The sequence below is a fragment of the Verrucomicrobiota bacterium genome (assembly GCA_021294815.2).
GTDB lineage: Bacteria > Verrucomicrobiota > Verrucomicrobiia > Opitutales > LL51 > LL51.
This window is the reverse complement of record CP095464.1, coordinates 324,921-341,152: the sequence shown is the minus strand read 5'-3', so window position 1 is coordinate 341,152 and position 16,232 is coordinate 324,921. Positions and strand designations below refer to the sequence as shown.

At 47.6% G+C, this 16,232-nt stretch carries 16 protein-coding genes and 1 tRNA gene; 12 read left to right on the top strand and 5 right to left on the bottom strand.

Going from position 1 to position 16,232, the window contains the following annotated elements:
- Nucleotides 1–3 precede the first annotated feature (3 nt).
- Nucleotides 4–1,293: a DNA recombination protein RmuC gene (gene rmuC, locus LW808_001625; GenBank protein ID UPA28748.1), complete on the bottom strand. Its 1,290-nt coding sequence runs from the start codon at nt 1,291–1,293 to the stop codon at nt 4–6.
- A 127-nt stretch (nt 1,294–1,420) separates the two neighbouring features.
- Between rmuC and LW808_001620 the strand changes: the two genes are divergently transcribed.
- The 3 genes from LW808_001620 (at nt 1,421) to LW808_001610 (ending at nt 4,380) form a co-directional block, all read left to right on the top strand.
- A complete protein-coding gene (locus LW808_001620; GenBank protein UPA28747.1) occupies nt 1,421–2,659 on the top strand; it encodes a hypothetical protein in 1,239 nt (412 codons plus the stop codon).
- A 220-nt stretch (nt 2,660–2,879) separates the two neighbouring features.
- Entirely contained in the window at nt 2,880–3,458 is a 579-nt protein-coding gene (locus LW808_001615; protein UPA28746.1) for a hypothetical protein, read from the top strand.
- A 193-nt stretch (nt 3,459–3,651) separates the two neighbouring features.
- A complete protein-coding gene (locus LW808_001610) occupies nt 3,652–4,380 on the top strand; it encodes a hypothetical protein (GenBank protein ID UPA28745.1) in 729 nt (242 codons plus the stop codon).
- Nucleotides 4,381–4,399: 19 nt separating this feature from the next.
- On the opposite strand, the gene lpxD is transcribed toward LW808_001610, so the two are convergent.
- Both lpxD and ispG read right to left on the bottom strand, forming a co-directional pair.
- Nucleotides 4,400–5,422 (bottom strand): UDP-3-O-(3-hydroxymyristoyl)glucosamine N-acyltransferase, encoded by a 1,023-nt coding sequence (gene lpxD / locus LW808_001605; protein UPA28744.1) that lies wholly within the window; start codon nt 5,420–5,422, stop codon nt 4,400–4,402.
- Between the two features lie 48 nt (nt 5,423–5,470).
- Complete coding sequence (gene ispG, locus LW808_001600; GenBank protein ID UPA28743.1) at nt 5,471–6,541, bottom strand: (E)-4-hydroxy-3-methylbut-2-enyl-diphosphate synthase; 1,071 nt, start codon at nt 6,539–6,541, stop codon at nt 5,471–5,473.
- 86 nt (nt 6,542–6,627) lie between these two features.
- Between ispG and LW808_001595 the strand changes: the two genes are divergently transcribed.
- Both LW808_001595 and miaB read left to right on the top strand, forming a co-directional pair.
- Nucleotides 6,628–6,702, top strand: a tRNA-Arg gene (locus LW808_001595).
- 45 nt (nt 6,703–6,747) lie between these two features.
- On the top strand, nt 6,748–8,070 hold the full coding sequence (miaB, locus tag LW808_001590; GenBank protein ID UPA28742.1) for a tRNA (N6-isopentenyl adenosine(37)-C2)-methylthiotransferase MiaB: 1,323 nt from the start codon (nt 6,748–6,750) through the stop codon (nt 8,068–8,070).
- Here the strand turns inward: miaB and lysS are convergent.
- The gene (lysS, locus tag LW808_001585; GenBank protein ID UPA28741.1) at nt 8,051–9,517 is read right to left on the bottom strand and encodes a lysine--tRNA ligase; all 1,467 of its coding nucleotides are present in this window, start codon (nt 9,515–9,517) and stop codon (nt 8,051–8,053) included. The genes miaB and lysS overlap by 20 nt on opposite strands.
- 84 nt (nt 9,518–9,601) lie before the next feature.
- On the opposite strand from lysS, the gene LW808_001580 reads away from it, so the two are divergent.
- Entirely contained in the window at nt 9,602–10,396 is a 795-nt protein-coding gene (locus LW808_001580; GenBank protein UPA28838.1) for a type II secretion system GspH family protein, read from the top strand.
- Nucleotides 10,397–10,500: 104 nt separating this feature from the next.
- Nucleotides 10,501–11,889, top strand: a complete 1,389-nt coding sequence (gene mgtE, locus LW808_001575; protein ID UPA28740.1) for a magnesium transporter — start codon at nt 10,501–10,503, stop codon at nt 11,887–11,889.
- Here the strand turns inward: mgtE and LW808_001570 are convergent.
- Nucleotides 11,886–12,524, bottom strand: coding sequence for a CatB-related O-acetyltransferase (locus tag LW808_001570; protein ID UPA28739.1), 639 nt, complete (start codon nt 12,522–12,524; stop codon nt 11,886–11,888). The genes mgtE and LW808_001570 overlap by 4 nt on opposite strands.
- 99 nt (nt 12,525–12,623) lie before the next feature.
- Between LW808_001570 and rplM the strand changes: the two genes are divergently transcribed.
- The 5 genes from rplM (at nt 12,624) to rpsB (ending at nt 16,231) form a co-directional block, all read left to right on the top strand.
- Nucleotides 12,624–13,058: a 50S ribosomal protein L13 gene (gene rplM, locus LW808_001565; protein UPA28738.1), complete on the top strand. Its 435-nt coding sequence runs from the start codon at nt 12,624–12,626 to the stop codon at nt 13,056–13,058.
- Between the two features lie 2 nt (nt 13,059–13,060).
- Nucleotides 13,061–13,456: a 30S ribosomal protein S9 gene (gene rpsI, locus LW808_001560; GenBank protein UPA28737.1), complete on the top strand. Its 396-nt coding sequence runs from the start codon at nt 13,061–13,063 to the stop codon at nt 13,454–13,456.
- Nucleotides 13,457–13,556: 100 nt separating this feature from the next.
- Nucleotides 13,557–14,465: an ACP S-malonyltransferase gene (fabD, locus tag LW808_001555; protein UPA28736.1), complete on the top strand. Its 909-nt coding sequence runs from the start codon at nt 13,557–13,559 to the stop codon at nt 14,463–14,465.
- Nucleotides 14,446–15,348 (top strand): 4-hydroxy-3-methylbut-2-enyl diphosphate reductase, encoded by a 903-nt coding sequence (gene ispH, locus LW808_001550; GenBank protein UPA28735.1) that lies wholly within the window; start codon nt 14,446–14,448, stop codon nt 15,346–15,348. The genes fabD and ispH overlap by 20 nt, the downstream gene beginning before the upstream one ends.
- Before the next feature lie 58 nt (nt 15,349–15,406).
- Complete coding sequence (rpsB, locus tag LW808_001545) at nt 15,407–16,231, top strand: 30S ribosomal protein S2 (protein UPA28734.1); 825 nt, start codon at nt 15,407–15,409, stop codon at nt 16,229–16,231.
- The last annotated feature ends 1 nt before the right edge of the window (nt 16,232 follow it).

Genomic DNA, 16,232 nt, shown 5'->3' with positions numbered 1-16,232 from the left:
GCTTTATTCCTCTGAAAAATTTTTAAGGGTCTTTTTACTCTTAACGCCCAGTTTCTGCAACTCATCGCACTGCGATAATAGACCGCCGCGACCGTTGATTTTGGGTAAGACCGCGCTCTCAAACTGCTCATGAACGCGATGAAAGAGCCCGTAAAGCGAGCGCAACTCATCCAACAGCCCGCAAAATTTATCATAGAGCCGACCGCCGCGCTCCGCAATCTCCTGGGCATTGAGATTTTGTTTTTCGACCTGCCAGATCGCTTGGATTAACCGTAGTGTCAAAAATAAGGTCGATGGATAAACGATAATCACGTTTTTCTGTCGTGCGTACTCCGCGATTTTCTGAGTCCCTTGATGGCTCGCAAGCGCGGCCGTATAGGCGCCTTCGATGGGGATGAACATCAACAAAAACGGGCAAATATCGATCGCATTTTGGATATTGTGATACTTTGCGACCTCATCGATATGTTTTTGAAGCGAATGGATATGCAGTGCTAACTGGCGTTCTCGTTCTTGAGAATCTTCGGCGTTAACCATGCGTTCGTAGGCCGAAAGAGACACCTTAGCATCGATCAAAATCCACTGCGATTTGGGAAGTTTAACGAGAAAATCGGGCTTCGCCGCGCCCTCCTCGAGGTGTAGATTAAGACCCTTCCCTTGTTTAATATAGTCACCGTGTTCTTCAGAGAGCCCCGCTTGTTCCAGGAGGTTTTCGAGCTGTACCTCTCCCCAATCGCCCTGCGTTTTAGAATTACTCCGTAGGGCATTGGTGAGTTGCGTTGTTTCCGTATGCATTTTTTCGAGATTTGACAACAGCGATTGCAAATGGGTTGAGAGCTCGATACGAGACTTTGTCTCGGGCGAAAAGATTTCGTTTTTGAAAGCGGTAAACTCCTGTTGGAGATCGGCGACGAGATGGCCCACTTCTTTCTGCGTCTCTTCGGAAAACTTTTGGCGCTTAGCCTCGAGAATTTCCTGTGAAAGTTTAGAGAGTTCGAGCTTCATCTGTGCGCGGTGGTTTTCGATCTCATCCCGCGCGGTCGTTAATGCGACTTTTTCCGCTAATAGCTGCTGATACCGCTCAAAGAGCTCCGTAAATTCCCGCTGTTTTTGTTGAAATTGTGCCTCCAGAACCGCCAATTTCCCCTCGATAACTGATTTCGCCGCGAGTACATCATTATATCGCCGCCGGAGCTCCTCTACCGTCTTCAACAAGATTTCCTCTCGACCATACGCCCACAACGCGACCACCACCAGCAAACTTCCGCAAATAAGACCCAGGGCGATCATCATCTAATAGGCAAGCGATGTGCCCTAGGATTCCAATCCCAAAATCGTATCCCAGTGACAAACGTTCTTCTGCTTTGGCAGGTGATTATGAGCAGCATAATCGAGCAAAAAAGTCTTGCAAATTGATAAAATGTATGATTCCCTGCCGGTGATTTTTTCGAAAAGGAAAAATATGATGAAGAAACAGAATATTATAAAAATGATCGCGATGACGCTGTTTGCGAGCGTTCCATTCGTACTCAGCGCAAGCGGACCCGAAGTGGGGGATGTCTCGGATCAAGCGAGTTTCAATGAAACTGATGATAGGCAAAATCTCATAGAAGAGTTGAACGCAATACTGGGTGAAAACATACAGAAGTTCTATGATGTCGCAATAATCGTCACCGATACGTCTGACCAATATGCATTTAATGTGAATTCAGCGGCAGGCTCGATACGGGATACTTATTGCCAATTGCGAAATGTAATGGGGGATGGGTTTACGATCAATGGGGAGAATTCCAAAAAGATTCGTGCTTTAATTGATGCATTGAGTAGCAGAGAGGGGTTGACAGAAGAGCAAAAAGAGTTGTTAGGGGAGAAGCTTGATTTGTTGGAAGAAAGCTATCTCAAGGAGCACGGGACGGAGTTAAGTCCCAGGGAGATTGAGGAAGCTCCGAATGCTTTAGTGCAAGTCAATAATAAAGAAGAGTGGACAGCGTTCCTCATGAAGCGTGTGAAGAAGTTTTTAGAGTTTGTTTTGATACATCCTGATATATGTGAAGATAATGATGTAATTAAAGTTCGCAAGGAAGGGTGCCATGACGTTAGGGATCCAATATTTTGGACTATCCGTACGGCGGAAAAGCTTGGTATTGCATTTGATGAAAGTGCCTTAGGAGGACTGTATAATAGAATGCAAAGATTGTCCACACGAGGTGATTTATCGGAGAATCAAAGAACGTGCATAAGCAATTGCTATGTGGACCTCAAAAAAGCAATAAGGGATGACAATGACTCCGTAGATGATACAGAAGACGCGCGTGAAGAGCTGAGCACTCTTTTTGAGGAGTTTGGAGGAAAGTTTTTGAAATCCGCTGTTTCCCAATCTCATTGGTACGAAGATGTGCGTCAGAAACTGCTCAGTACTTTAGATATAGCACAGCGAAAGGGAGTTGAGATTGAAGACGGAAGTTTTCGAACATTCTTTAAGCGTTGTTTCAAGGTGTTCAATTATTTAGATCGACCAAAGTTTGTTTTCACGGCGGGGACTACCTTAAAGATCCTAAAAAGTGATATCCGAGAAATGCTGGATGCTATTTCTGAAGATCAGAGCCTGAGACTAGGTGATGATTATACGAAAATCCGAGATTTGTGTCCGGAATCGTGAGATATGCCCACTATCGTGAGGCTTAATCGGTATCGATAGAATATAGTTTTTTACGACTATCAATCACGGCATCCATTCGAGGATGTTGTTTTTATTTTATGGTATTTATTGAAAATGGAAGAGGAAATTTTTTTCATGACGTTGAGTTGGGTGTGAGTTAAAATTTTTTTCAAAAAAGTTCTTGCAATCTGACAAAATGGCTGCTTAGCTACCGAACGATATGAAAAACAGGGTTTTAAAAGAAATCACTTTATCAGTTTTGACAATAATGGCGAGTTTCCCTATTGTTGAAGCCAGCGGTGTCAATTCTGAGGGACAGATCCCATTAGTAAAGGTCAGAGATCGGAATAGTAGTAGGGCCCGTATGTCTGAGAAGAACCGTCAAAGCGCTTCGATCCGGAAAAATCATTCCTCAAAGCGTGTCCTTGATATTCAGTGGTGCATTCAGCAGCTCGAGGAGCCACAACGGAAAACAATGCAAGAAACGTTGGAGAAAATATATTTCGTGCTGCTTTTGGCGCCAGAAGTTGATAGCGAAAGCGCGATGAAGATTTTCGATGCACTCCCTCAAGCGTACAAGTGTATTCCTTACAATAGACGTTGGGAAGCGAGCACGATCGTTCTGAAAATTGGGAGGATTATAACCGCTAAAATCCAAAATCCAGAAGATCAACAGAGCGCTGAGGAAAAATCAGATGCGTTGCTCTGGACTGTCTTATCGAGTCCGATGTACGGTGACGGGAAAAATTCTCGGAAAAACACGCCAGGCTCGTGCAATGAGAAAAAGCTGTGTATCTAAGGCCTCTGAAATTTGAGAGGTAACTTCTGATATTCAGTACTCCATTGGGCACTCTCAATGGAGTGCCTCTGGTGTATTTTGAAGAAAAGGTCCGTGATTTTTTTAGCATCTTTGTAACGTCGATATAAATTTGAATGATTTTTCGAAAAAGATCTTGCTTTTTAGGAAAAACACTGATTGCCTACGGACAATAATGAGTCAGAAAGTCTTACGAAAGATTGCGGCAGTCGTAGTTGCGCTCATAGGAATGATTTGCGATGCAGACGCAGGCGGTGGAAGTCGCAAGAAGTCCGCGGGCGTTAAGCCCAGCGCGAGTTGCGCAACTAGAAGGGGAGATAGAAAGGGAAATCCCCGGACAGCTTCGGAGCGCGATCGCGAGGTTAGCCCCTTAGGTCAGAGCCTCGGGCGATTAGAAAACGCGCAGCCGGGAGAAATATTAGAGGCAATGAAGAATACGCATAATGTACTTATATCAATGTGTAAATCTAAAATCAAAATGGAAAGCGTAGATCTGTGGCGTATGTTCGATGTGTTGGCTCAAGTTTTTCCCCATATTAGCCGACGAGGACTGGAGCGCTACAACGCCGTTGGAGTTATTTCAGATATTGAAAGAACCGTTGTACCCAAACTTGCGACTATATCTCAGGTTCGGGATAAAGCTAAACAAAAGGTAGACAATTTGTCTTGGGTTATTGGGCGCAGCTATATCCCGATGCCGAAGCAATTTCGGAAACCTGAAGATCCCAAAAGAGCTCGCGAACAGGAAGAACGCGCGCACGAGAATCTTCTCAGAAAGGTCCAATGGCGTTCTTTTGTAGCCGATGAAAAAGCTTCACCGACTACGACTCAGAAGAAGGCGACTATTCAAACAAAAACAACCCCAAAGCCACCAAAACCTCGGAGTTCAAACAAAAAGTCTTAACAGAATATCGATCTCGTTTTTACTTTTTGAGAATTTTTTTGAGCTGATCGAATGCCTTTGGAAGTCGGGCGATACAGGCGAATTGTTTGAGAGCACTTTTGAAGTCTGTTGCCGGAGAGCCGAGCAATTTAGAATCTTTTTCTGTGTCTTGCGCGACACCAGACTGTGCGCCGATTTGGGTGCCATCGGCGATATGAAGATGGCCTGCGATGCCGACCTGGCCTCCAACAACGACGTGGTCGCCGAGTGTTGTGCTGCCGGCAATTCCAACTTGAGAAACGATGACGCAGTGTTTCCCGATTTTGACATTATGGGCGATTTGAACGAGGTTGTCAATCTTCGTGCCTTGACCGATAATCGTTGAGGCGAAGCGCGCACGGTCGATTGTTGTGTTAGCGCCAATGTCGGTATCATCTTCGCAGATCACGTTGCCGATTTGTGGAATTTTTTCCCACTTTCCAGCAATGGGTGCAAAACCAAAGCCATCGGATCCGATGACGGCACCCGAGTGGATCGTAACGCGTTTACCGAGAACAGTATCGGGCATGATGCTTACATTTGGAAATAGTCGCGAGTGTTCATTGATCATAGTTCTCTCGCCGATGAAGCAACCTGCACCAATTGTGACATGACTGCCAATATGAACTTCGGCTTCGACAACAACGTTAGGACCGATTGCAACGTCTTCTCCGAGAATTGCCGTTGGATGAATCACCGCCGTCGGATGAATCCCAGGTTCGTGTTTCGAGCTTTGAAGTTCCAATGCGTGACAAATTTTTGCAAGCGCTACGGAAGCATCCTGGCAGAAGAGGACTCGTTGATCTTTTTTCGGCGTATAGGCAAAGCTTGCAGGCAGTAATAAAACTGAGGCACATGATGTTTCGACTTCGTGGGCATATTTCGGATTGCCGAGAAATGATAGTTCACCAGGTTGGGCCTCGGAGAGTCCGGCGATTGCCGTAATTTTGCCATCAAACAAACCGTCGGTGCGGATTGGGTTTACAATTGCCTCGATTTCTGGGATGGATAACGAGAAACGCATCCGGAGAGCTTTCCGGTACGGTATCGTTTGTCAAGCGGATTGCCTGATTTATTCATGTGTGGCGATGAGCGATAGAAGTTCCCCTACGGCATCGGCTTCAGCAATATTTGTCTTCACACACTGTCCATGGGCGTAAAGGTTGACATGACCGGGGCCAGCGCCAACGCAACCAAAGTCCGCGTCCGCGAGCTCGCCAAGTCCGTTGACAACGCAACCCATAATGGCAATTTTAATCCCTTGAAGCGTTGCTGTTTGTGCTTTGAGTTCGCTTAAAACACGTTGGATATCGAAAGAAGTCCTGCTACAGCTCGGACATGCGATATATTCCGTTTGTGAAATACGTCGTTGTGTCGCCTGGAGAATATCGTAAGCAACCGCGATTTCTTGAACCGGATCTTCGGTTAAGGAGACGCGTAATGTGTCACCGATTCCATCCAACAGTAAGCCGCCAATCCCGATCGCCCCCTTGATTCGGCCCATAACGCCATTGCCCGCTTCGGTGACACCGAGATGGAATGGAAAGTCGTAATCCGTTGCATCCAGCTTTTCAACCAGCTGACGAATAATGGTCACGGTCATCGGAACGTTACTGGCTTTAAACGACAGAACGATGTTCTGAAAATCAATTTCGTGCGCGGCTTCTAGAAAGGGCAAAAAACTCTGATAAACCGTCTCAGGGGAGTGTCCCCATTGGGCGATCAGCGTGCGATCAATCGATCCCCAATTAGCCCCCAGTCTTATTGCTTTTGCTTCCTGTTTTGCTCGAGTAAATAATTTTTTAAGAACATCGCGATTCGGATGAAAATTACCAGGATTGATTCGTACTTTGTCGACAAAGGGGAGGCAAGCGAGGGCGATAGTCGGGGAAAAGTGAACATCGGCGACCAATGGAATGTTGGCGGATCGCTTGCGAATTTCAGCTAATGCCTTAACTGAATTTAGGTTTGGAACCGCAATGCGAACAATCTCGCATCCCGCGTCAACTAACTGGTGAATTTGGCGGACTGTAGCTGCAACATCTTCCGTTGGCGTATTGGTCATCGATTGGACGAGGATCGGATTGTTTTCTCCAATCACAAAATTCCCAATTCGAACCGGACGTGTCACCCGACGTTGCATAAAAATAATAAAGGCGCGTGGAATCCTCCGGCAAGCGCAATATTACCGTTGACTAGCCGGGAAACTTCGCACGCTCAAGTGGGTAAGTTCCTGTAGTTCAATGGATAGAACATCGGTCTCCGGAACCGAAAATTCGAGTTCGAGTCTCGGCAGGAACGCCAGGAATTTTTGTTTTACCTGTGTGGGAATTATCGCACGGTCGCCATATGGAGCAAACGGTCTACATCAAGACGTACGGCTGTCAGATGAATGAACGTGAGTCGGAAGCGCTAGCGGCTGTCTTACGGCAAGCGGGGTATCAACTCGTCGATCGGGAGACCGATGCGGCTATTATTTTACTGAATACTTGTAGTGTTCGCGAGCAGTCGGAGCTCAAGGCCATTGGGAAATCGAATCTCCTTGGGCGTACAGCACGTGCGCCGGTGATTGGGATTTTAGGTTGTATGGCACAAAACTTAGGTGCTTCCTTATTGAAGAAAATTCCTCAAGTACGTTTAATTGTGGGGCCGAGTAATATCGCAAAGGTTCCGGAGCTCTTAGCGGAACTAAAGCGTCATCCGGAGCAACGCTTTGTCGAAACGGATTATGGCGAGATTGATGCGGTATTTGTACAAGCCCACGATCCGGAGCACGTTCCCATATCGGCGTATGTTTCGATTATGCAGGGGTGTAATATGCATTGCGCGTACTGCATTGTGCCGAAAACACGTGGGCCAGAGCGGTACCGTCCGAAGGAGGAGATTCTTCAGGAAATTCGATGGCTTGCGGAGCGTGGGGCAAAGGAGGTGACGCTTTTGGGGCAGATTGTCAATCATTACGGTGGATCTGTTGGACGTGGGAAAAGTCCGTTTGTACAGCTCTTAGAAGGTGTACAGGAAATTGCGGGAATTGAGCGCATTCGTTTTACGTCGCCGCATCCACAGGGTTTTCGCGAGGACCTGATCGATGCCTATCGGGATCTTTCGAAGCTTTGTCCTTACGTACATCTACCACTACAGAGTGGTTCGGATAAAATTCTCCGTACGATGCGACGGCCGTATACGCAGCGTTCATTTTTAGCGATTGTTGAGGCGTTGCGAGAACGCGTTCCGACGATTTCGATTTCGACGGATATTATTGTTGGGTTTCCCGGGGAGACCAAGGAAGATTTTCAGCAAACCTGTGAGACCTTCGATGCAGTGCGTTTCGATATGGCCTATCTCTTTAAGTACAGTATTCGTCCTGGGACAGTTGCGGAAACCCTCAAGGATCAAGTGGAGCAAAGTGTTAAAGAGGCACGACACCAAATTTTACAGCAAAAGCTCGAACAATATTCCCGCGCGTACCACCGGGCGATGGTGGGTAAAACTTATCAAGTGCTCGTTGAAAAGCCGGCACGCCGGGGGCAAGATCGTCTCGAAGGGCGGACGCCTGAACATAAAAAGGTCATTTTTGAGGGGCCTCAAGCACTCATAGGCCAGGTTATACCGGTCCAAATTACGAGTGCTTCGATTTCGACGCTCGAAGGAATTATTCCTGAAGCGGTTTAAGCGTAGGATAAAGAATGGTATCGCGGATGCTTTCTGCACCGGTGAGGAGAATGACCAGGCGATCGATGCCGATTCCCATACCGCCAGCGGGTGGCATACCGTATTCGAGAGCGGTCAAGAAATCATTATCGAGATTTTGCTGTTCTTCGCCGACTTGGGCTTCAAACATTTCTCGCTGCACAAAGGGATCGTTTTGTTCTGAGTATGCCGGCGCAATTTCTTGGCCGTTGATACACAATTCAAATACGTTTAAAAACCGTGGATCCTGTGGGTTAAGTTTTGCGAGCGGGCAGAGTTCTCGGGGAATTTGCAGAACGAATGTCGGGTTGATGAGATTGGGTTCGACGAGTTTGCTGTAGACGGCGTTTGTGACTTCAAAATCTTCTGCTTCAGGTGAAACTTCGATAGCCCGTTCCGCACAGATGGCGAGCTTCTCTTCTCGTGATTTTGAGAACCAATTGGGGTCGTTGAGCGCATCCATAACGAGATCGCAATAATTGGCTTGCTTCCACTCCCCGTCGAGATCGATTTGTAGACCGTCGTAACGCGTGATCACCCGGGAACCGAGCACCGTATCACAGAGATGAAGGATGAGACTTTTGACGAGTTCCATCATCCCCAAATGATCGGAATAGGCCTGATAGAGTTCGAGCATGGTAAACTCGGGGTTGTGTCGGCGTGACAGACCTTCATTGCGAAACATTCGACCCATCTCAAATACGCGATCGAAGCCAGCTACGAGCATACGTTTCAAGTACAGTTCTGGTGCGATTCTTAAATAAAAGTCGTGATCGAGCGCATTCATATGTGTCATAAACGGTTTAGCCGCAGCACCCCCTGCGATTGCACTGAGCATCGGGGTTTCGACTTCTACAAAGTCACGGTTCCAGAGAAATTCCCGAATTTTTTGAACGATTTTCGTACGTTGAAAGGCACGTTTCCGCGATTCTGGATTGACGATGAGATCGAGATAGCGCTGGCGATAAATCTGATCATCATTGACGAGTCCATGCCATTTTTCGGGAAGAGGTCGGAGTGATTTACTGACGAGCGTATAGGATTTTGCGCGAACGGTAATTTCACCTGTGTTGGTTTTAAAAAGAGGACCTGTTACACCAATGATATCCCCAATATCGAGCTTTTTGAATGATTGATAGGCGGCTTCACCCAGATCATTTTGTGAAACATAGACCTGTACCAACCCATCTCGATCGAGTAACTTAGTGAATGTCGCTTTCCCCATCGCTCGAAAAACAACAATCCTCCCCGCAACAGAAAATAGTTTTTCAGAGCCTTCTTCATAGGATTGAAGTACCTGGGCACTTGTCGCGTCTTGCGTACAGTTCTGCTGAAAAGGATCGTAGCCGTCGGCGCGCAGCTGGGATAATTTGTGTTTGCGAACGGCATAAACGTCGCTCGTATGGGTAATTTCATTGGGTTCGCTCATGACCGACGTCTTTACTTGAAAAATTCTCTACCGAGTAAAGCAAATTGCATTGCGTTCTCTAGGGAAAGCGTAAGCTGAGTTGTGATGGGCCAAAAGGGAAGGCGACGTGCATTTACATTGATTGAGATCGTTTTTGTGATTTCGATCCTCGGCGTCCTGATAGCGCTTGCGTTACCAGGCTTTCAGTCGATTCGTACCAAAGCACGTAAGACGCAGGACATGGCGAATTTAAAAAAGATCGCCGAAGCCTGGCAGATATTTTCGGAAAGCCGGGGGATGATGCCGCCGTACACGGGGTGTAACGATCGGGTAGAGTTCGCGGCGATTTTAGCGGGGCTTGATGGCTCGAAGCGCGGGAGTATTTTAAACGACGCTAATGTGTATTGTTCCTCGGGGGATAAGTATGCTTCGCCGTTGACTTCGGATATCATTGGTTATGTCGATGTCCAAGGAAATGAATACTATGCGCGGCCTTGGGAGCGAGTCGATAATGCGCTCTGTACCAACCACAATGAGGTATTGAGCTATGGCCTTATTCAGGGCGTGAATCCGAATCGTCCGCGGGAAACTCTACCAATTGCTTTTACGCGAGGTCTCAAGGAAAATGGTCTCTGGGATGCAAAGTATGGAGTGTATGGCTCCGAGGGCGGATTTGTTGCCTATGCCGACGGACATGTGACGTGGTACGATGGCAACCAACCGGTATCATTTTTACGCCCCGATCAGAGCGATTATACCCACAACCTGCGCGAGCTTTTTGATTCCGACGTATGGATTAGCTGCGGAAGCGGGGATTTTAGATCGATTGTCGGTGAGGATCAGTCACCCCTCATATTATCAGCATCGGGGACCGGTGCGCGCTGGCGTGCCGGCAATTAGCGTCTCAAGAATACAGTTTCAGCGGTGATCGAATTTTCAAAATAAAGTTGTCTTTGAAAATAAAGTTTGTATCGCGCTAGAGACTGTAACGCCGATGAGCCGCCATGCCTAACGCTATTCACAGCCACGCCGCCGCCCGAAAACTCGCGCAGTATTCGCTCGAGGAGCTGATGGTTTTTGCGGACGGTGCGCTCGATCAGATTGATCCGATCAAGCTTTCCAATACATCGCCCTACGAGGTCGGGTGTTTTCTCGAACGTCTTTCGCCAGAGGACCAGCAGTTTTTACTCAAAAAACTCTCATCGTCGGATGCATCGGAAGTCTTAGCGGAAATGATGCCATGCGACTCCGCAGAAATTCTGACGGAGATGCGGGATCATCGGGCGGTTAAAATCCTTCAAGAATTAGAGCCTGACGATGCGGTTGATCTTTTACTGAACGTCGAAATTAAAGATCGCGAACGCCTCCTCAGTAAATTACCCAAGGACTTTGCCGATACCATCCGCGACCTGATGTGTTATGATCCCAATACCGCAGGTGGGGTCATGACGCCTTATGTGACGACGATTCGGGATACGATGACGGTTGACGATGCGATCCAGTATGTGCGGCGGGAAAAGAATGAGACGGAAAATACGGACCAGCTTTTTGTTGTCGATCAACACCGGTGTCTCGTCGGCAGTACAACCGTTCGAAATCTCATTTGGGCGAAATCTCAACAGCGCGTTGCCGATATTATGGAGCGCGATATTCCGGGAATTTGTAAGCCTGATGAATCGAAGCAGGACGTTGCGCTCGCGATGACCGAGAGTCACGCACAGATTCTACCTGTTGTGGACAATCAGGGGCGCCTTCTCGGTATTATTACTCACGACGACGTTATTGATATTCTCCATGAAGCTGCGACCTCAGATATGCAAAAGCTCTGTGGTGCGGGTGGTGACGAACATGTAACGGATAGCGTTTGGTACAGTGTAACGAAACGGGCTCCCTGGCTCATTGCGAATCTCTTTTTATCCCTCGTGAGTACGGGAATTATTTCGGATTTTTCAGATCGGATTGCCGAAGCAGCGCTCTTGGCGGCCTTTTTAAATCTTGTGACGGTTCTGAGCGATAATGCAGGTTCTCAATCGTTAGCGGTTTCCATCCGAGCGCTTGCCTTAGGGGAACTCTTACCTTCGGATATTAAACAAATTTACGCTAAGGAGGCGATTAAGGGTCTCTTAAATGGTATTATCATTGGAGCGGTTGCAGCGATTGTAGCAGTGATTTGGACGAAAGACGGGATGATGGGGTTACTCGTCTTTTTAGCACTCGTCATTACAGTTGTTTTTGCCGGTATTTTAGGCGCTTTTGTTCCAATTGCGCTGAAAAAGCTCAAGCTCGACCCGGCTAATAGTTCTGCGATTATTTTAACCGCGCTTGTTGAACCGGTGACGATTCTCATCTTCCTCTGGCTCGGAACGCGTCTAGTTTGTCCGCCTGCAGCTTAGGCGTTACGTTTATGCAGTGCGTTTTTTAAAAACTGCTTCATCGTATCGAGATCGGGATTGGATAACTGAGGAGCGATTTTTTTAATTTCTTTAACCGGTAAATCCCACCAACGATATTCCAGTAATAGTTGAATCAGTTCATCGTCAAAGCGCTTCCGAATCTCCCGTGCGGGATTTCCGCCGACAATGGTATAAGGTGGTACATGGCGTGTTACCGTGCTGTTGAGACCAATAATCGCACCATCCCCAATATGAACACCTGGTAGAATCGTAACATTTTGCCCAATCCAAACATCATTACCCACAATTGTATCACCTTTGTAGGGAAAGTTATCGGGTGCAGGCGGTTGTTGTTCCCATTCCGGAAAAATAAAAAAGGGAAATGTCGAAACAGCGTTCATCTGGTGGTTCGCACTGTTCATCACAAACTCAATTCCTTGGCCAAGTTGGCAGAATTTTCCGATAATTAGTCGATCAGTTGAAAAGTCGTAGTGGTGTGTGACGTGTTGCTCGAAATCCGGGTCGCTAAAATACGTAAAATCTCCAACAATAATTTTGGGATTCCGAATCGTCGGTTGGACGTGAACGACATTGTGTACGTTGGGAATAGGGTAAATCTGAGTCGAATCCGGCATGGGGCGAGTACGAAAAAGCGGATTATTTTCGCAAGGATTTTTTCGGGAAAAGGTTTGACAAGCGGTGCGATCGACCTAGGTTGGCGGCGTTCATCACGAATGAAAACGACTTTGGTCCAAAATGAAGCAGTACAGCAACGCGCATGGAGAATCGTCGATGCGTCTGGGGTCGTACTCGGTAAGCTCGCGGTAAAGGTTGCGGATGCCCTACGCGGTAAAGATAAGCCCACCTTTACGCCGCATGTCGATACGGGCGATTTCGTCGTTGTTGTCAATGCCGACAAAGTCAAGCTAACGGGTAAAAAAGAGACGCAAAAACAATATATGTTTTACTCGCAGTATCTCGGTAATGAACGCTATGAGAGTGTCGAAAAGATGCGTGCGCATCGTCCCGAATTTATTATCGAGCATGCGGTTAAAGGTATGCTACAGCGGAATCGTCTTGCACGTGCTATGATACGTAAGTTAAAAGTTTATGCGGGATCCGAGCATCCGCATGCGGCTCAGCAACCCAAGCCAATGATCATCGAATAACCATGGAGCAGATTGTAGAGTTTTTAGGAACAGGACGTCGGAAGACGGCCGTTGCACGTGTACGTCTTTCACCGGGAACGGGTCGAATTTCCATTAACGAGAAAGAATTTAGTGATTACTGTGCCCAAGACGAAGTTCAGAAGATTGCACTCTCTCCACTCCATACGGCCAGTATGGCGGGGAAGGTTGATATTCGTGTCAATGTCTTTGGGGGTGGTGTTTTAGGCCAAGCGGGCGCGATTCGTCTTGGTGTTGCGCGTGCGCTTTGTGTGATGGACCTCAACTTCCGTTCTTCCCTAAAGAAAGCAGGTCACTTAACACGAGATGGTCGTAAAAAAGAGCGTAAGAAACCGGGACAGCCGGGGGCGCGCAAACGTTTCCAGTTCTCGAAGCGCTAGGAATTTCCATAAGAATCTTTTTCATGGTGCAGAGGGGTGCTCTTCGGGGCGCCTCTTTTTTATGGTGGACGCGCCAGTCGATTTTGGTTACGCATAATTCATGCGAAAGATCGGTTTACTGTTCCCTGGCCAGGGAACGCAGTGTATCGGGATGGGGCAATCGCTCTGTGAACATGACCCGTGGGTTCGTGAACGCTATGCCGAAGCGAGCACGATTTTGGGCTATGATCTCGAAAAACTTTGTGCAGATGGTCCACTCGAACAATTGACGGATAGCCGTTACTGTCAGCCCGCACTCTTTGTGCACGGTTTCGTGGCTGCTAAGGTCCTCCAGTTACTACTCCAAGACACAACGGTTGCCGGTTCTGCGGGACTGAGTATTGGTTCGCTCGTGGCACTTGCCGTAGCGGGCGTCTACGATTTCGCGACCGGTGTCTGTATCGCACAAAAACGTGGAGCGCTCATCCAAGAGGCGTGTGAACGCACATGTGGCGGCATGGCCTCCATCTTGGGAGTATCGGTCGACCAAGTTCAGGCACTTTGCCAAGCCACCGGTGTTGAAATGTCCAATGTCAATTGCCCCGGACAGATTGTGATTTCCGGCGAAAAAGACCGTGTGGATACTGCCGTTTTACGAGCATCCGAGTTAACCGGAGGACGTGCGATTCCTCTTAACGTTGCAGGAGCATTCCATAGTTCGCTGATGGCATCTGCGTGTCCGCCCTTTAAGGAATTTCTCGAGCCGCTAGAATTTAATCCCATGCAATGGCCCGTGATCAGTAATGTAACAGGGCAGGTTATTGAGGACGTGTCACATATAAAATCCCTACTGGTCCAACAGATTGTATCGCCCGTGTTGTGGTGGCAATGCATGCAGACCGCGGCTTCTCTAGGCGTTTTAGAGTTCTATCAATGTGGTCCCGGCAAGACATTGATCGGCATGGCAAAGCGAATCGATCCGAATTTAATCGTTCGGCCCTTCGGGGATTATGACGATTGGAATGGATAAGACACCACGTATAATCGTTGCACCTCATTCGGGATTTTGTGCCGGTGTGCATGCCGCTATTGCCAAAGTGCAGGCTCTCTTACACAAAATCCCTAAAAAACGCATCTTTCTGGAGGGCGAGTTGGTCCATAACACAGCCGTCAATGAAGATCTTTTTCGACAAGGTGTTCAAGTGTTACCGCAGATATGTGGCGAACTCCATGCGGACGACGTTGTTGTGATTCGGGCGCATGGCATTACACAGAAACGCCGAGAACAACTGTGTCATTTAGGCTGTCAAATCGTCGATGCGACCTGTCCATTTGTCCAAAACATCGTCCATGAAATTGTCGCACGCCCGGACCATCACATTCTTTTTCTCGGCGACCCGAATCATGCTGAGGTGATCGGTGTGACAAGTTTCGCTAAAAACATCACGGTTTGTAGCGATATCCAAACATTATCGGCTATCGATTTAAAGGAAGGGCAACGCTATGCTTTGCTCTGTCAATCGACGTTTGATCCACAGTTATTCGGGGAAGCAGCGTTACTATGTCGTCAAAAATCCACGGATATCGAAATCGTAAACACCATCTGTCCAGCGACAAAATTGCGCCAACAAGGGTTGCAGTCGCTCTATGCCTGCGATGCGGCGGTTGTAATTGGTGGTCGACATTCAGCCAATACGCGACGTTTATTTGAAAATCTTCAGCATCATGTCGCACAGCTGTGGTGGGTCGAGTCGCCGGATGAAATTGAGGGTATCCGTTGGAATTTGTACAAAAATATTGGCATTGCTGCGGGCGCTTCGACGCCATCGGAACAAATACAGATGGTCCACGAAAAGATTTTAAAATCACTTGACGACGTCGTAAAAATCGAAAAAGTCCCCCTTCACAGTTAAACATTATCCTAGGCCGTGGGCGCTCAAAGGCGTCGGGGGTACGGAGTTTTTTTAGAATATGAACGTTACGATTAATGATTTATTCGAGGCGGGGGTCCATTTAGGGCACCAGAAGCGGCGGTGGAATTCGAAGTCAAAGAACTTTATTTATGACCATCGCGGGGGTATTTCGATTATTGACCTCGAAAAGACACATAAATTACTCGGCGAGGCGTGTGCGTTTCTCGAGACCTTAGCAAGCAAGGGGCAAAAGGTTTTATTCGTCGCAACAAAAAAGCAGGCGCAAGAGGTTGTACGCGAAATTGCGACATCGTTAGAAATGCCGTTTTGTGTGAATCGCTGGCTTGGTGGATGTCTGACGAATTTCGAAACCGTTCGTCGGAGTCTCAATAAATATCGTCGATTTTTAGCGATGGAAGCCGATGGAACGTTAGCGACAATGTTAAAAAAAGAGGCATCTGTAATCCGACATCAAATGGTACGGATGCACCGCGGTTTCGAAGGTATGCTCGATGTAAACGAGTTACCTGATGCGCTCTTTGTGGTCGATGTCAATTATGAGGATATCGCGGTAGCGGAGGCGCACCGCCTGAATATTCCTGTTATCGCGATGGTCGATACCAATTCTGATCCGTCGATGGTCACGCATGTGATCCCTTCAAACGACGATTCGGTTAAATCGATTCGGCTTATTCTCGACACCATTGCGGAGGCGATTCGCGCAGGCCAATCTACCTATGAGAGTAAGCAATCAGAAGCAAAGAAGCGGAAAAAAATCGTATCGGAAGAGACATCACCGGGCAACGTATCGATGGATGCCAGCTTAGCGCGTGCGGCGGAAAAGATCGAGGAGCCGGAAGCCGCAAAGGAAGTAGAAAAATAAT

Excerpts from the sequence above, each read along its gene's own strand:
- LW808_001615 (UPA28746.1), top strand. The coding sequence starts at position 2,880 with ATGAAAAACAGGGTTTTAAAAGAAATCACTTTATCAGTTTTGACAATA.
- rplM (UPA28738.1), top strand. The coding sequence starts at position 12,624 with ATGAAAACGACTTTGGTCCAAAATGAAGCAGTACAGCAACGCGCATGG.
- LW808_001620 (UPA28747.1), top strand. The coding sequence starts at position 1,421 with ATGTATGATTCCCTGCCGGTGATTTTTTCGAAAAGGAAAAATATGATG.
- rpsB (UPA28734.1), top strand. The coding sequence starts at position 15,407 with ATGAACGTTACGATTAATGATTTATTCGAGGCGGGGGTCCATTTAGGG.
- mgtE (UPA28740.1), top strand. The coding sequence starts at position 10,501 with ATGCCTAACGCTATTCACAGCCACGCCGCCGCCCGAAAACTCGCGCAG.
- ispG (UPA28743.1), bottom strand. The coding sequence starts at position 6,541 with ATGCAACGTCGGGTGACACGTCCGGTTCGAATTGGGAATTTTGTGATT.
- fabD (UPA28736.1), top strand. The coding sequence starts at position 13,557 with ATGCGAAAGATCGGTTTACTGTTCCCTGGCCAGGGAACGCAGTGTATC.
- LW808_001610 (UPA28745.1), top strand. The coding sequence starts at position 3,652 with ATGAGTCAGAAAGTCTTACGAAAGATTGCGGCAGTCGTAGTTGCGCTC.
- LW808_001580 (UPA28838.1), top strand. The coding sequence starts at position 9,602 with ATGGGCCAAAAGGGAAGGCGACGTGCATTTACATTGATTGAGATCGTT.
- lpxD (UPA28744.1), bottom strand. The coding sequence starts at position 5,422 with ATGCGTTTCTCGTTATCCATCCCAGAAATCGAGGCAATTGTAAACCCA.
- rpsI (UPA28737.1), top strand. The coding sequence starts at position 13,061 with ATGGAGCAGATTGTAGAGTTTTTAGGAACAGGACGTCGGAAGACGGCC.
- miaB (UPA28742.1), top strand. The coding sequence starts at position 6,748 with ATGGAGCAAACGGTCTACATCAAGACGTACGGCTGTCAGATGAATGAA.
- ispH (UPA28735.1), top strand. The coding sequence starts at position 14,446 with ATGACGATTGGAATGGATAAGACACCACGTATAATCGTTGCACCTCAT.
- rmuC (UPA28748.1), bottom strand. The coding sequence starts at position 1,293 with ATGATGATCGCCCTGGGTCTTATTTGCGGAAGTTTGCTGGTGGTGGTC.
- lysS (UPA28741.1), bottom strand. The coding sequence starts at position 9,517 with ATGAGCGAACCCAATGAAATTACCCATACGAGCGACGTTTATGCCGTT.
- LW808_001570 (UPA28739.1), bottom strand. The coding sequence starts at position 12,524 with ATGCCGGATTCGACTCAGATTTACCCTATTCCCAACGTACACAATGTC.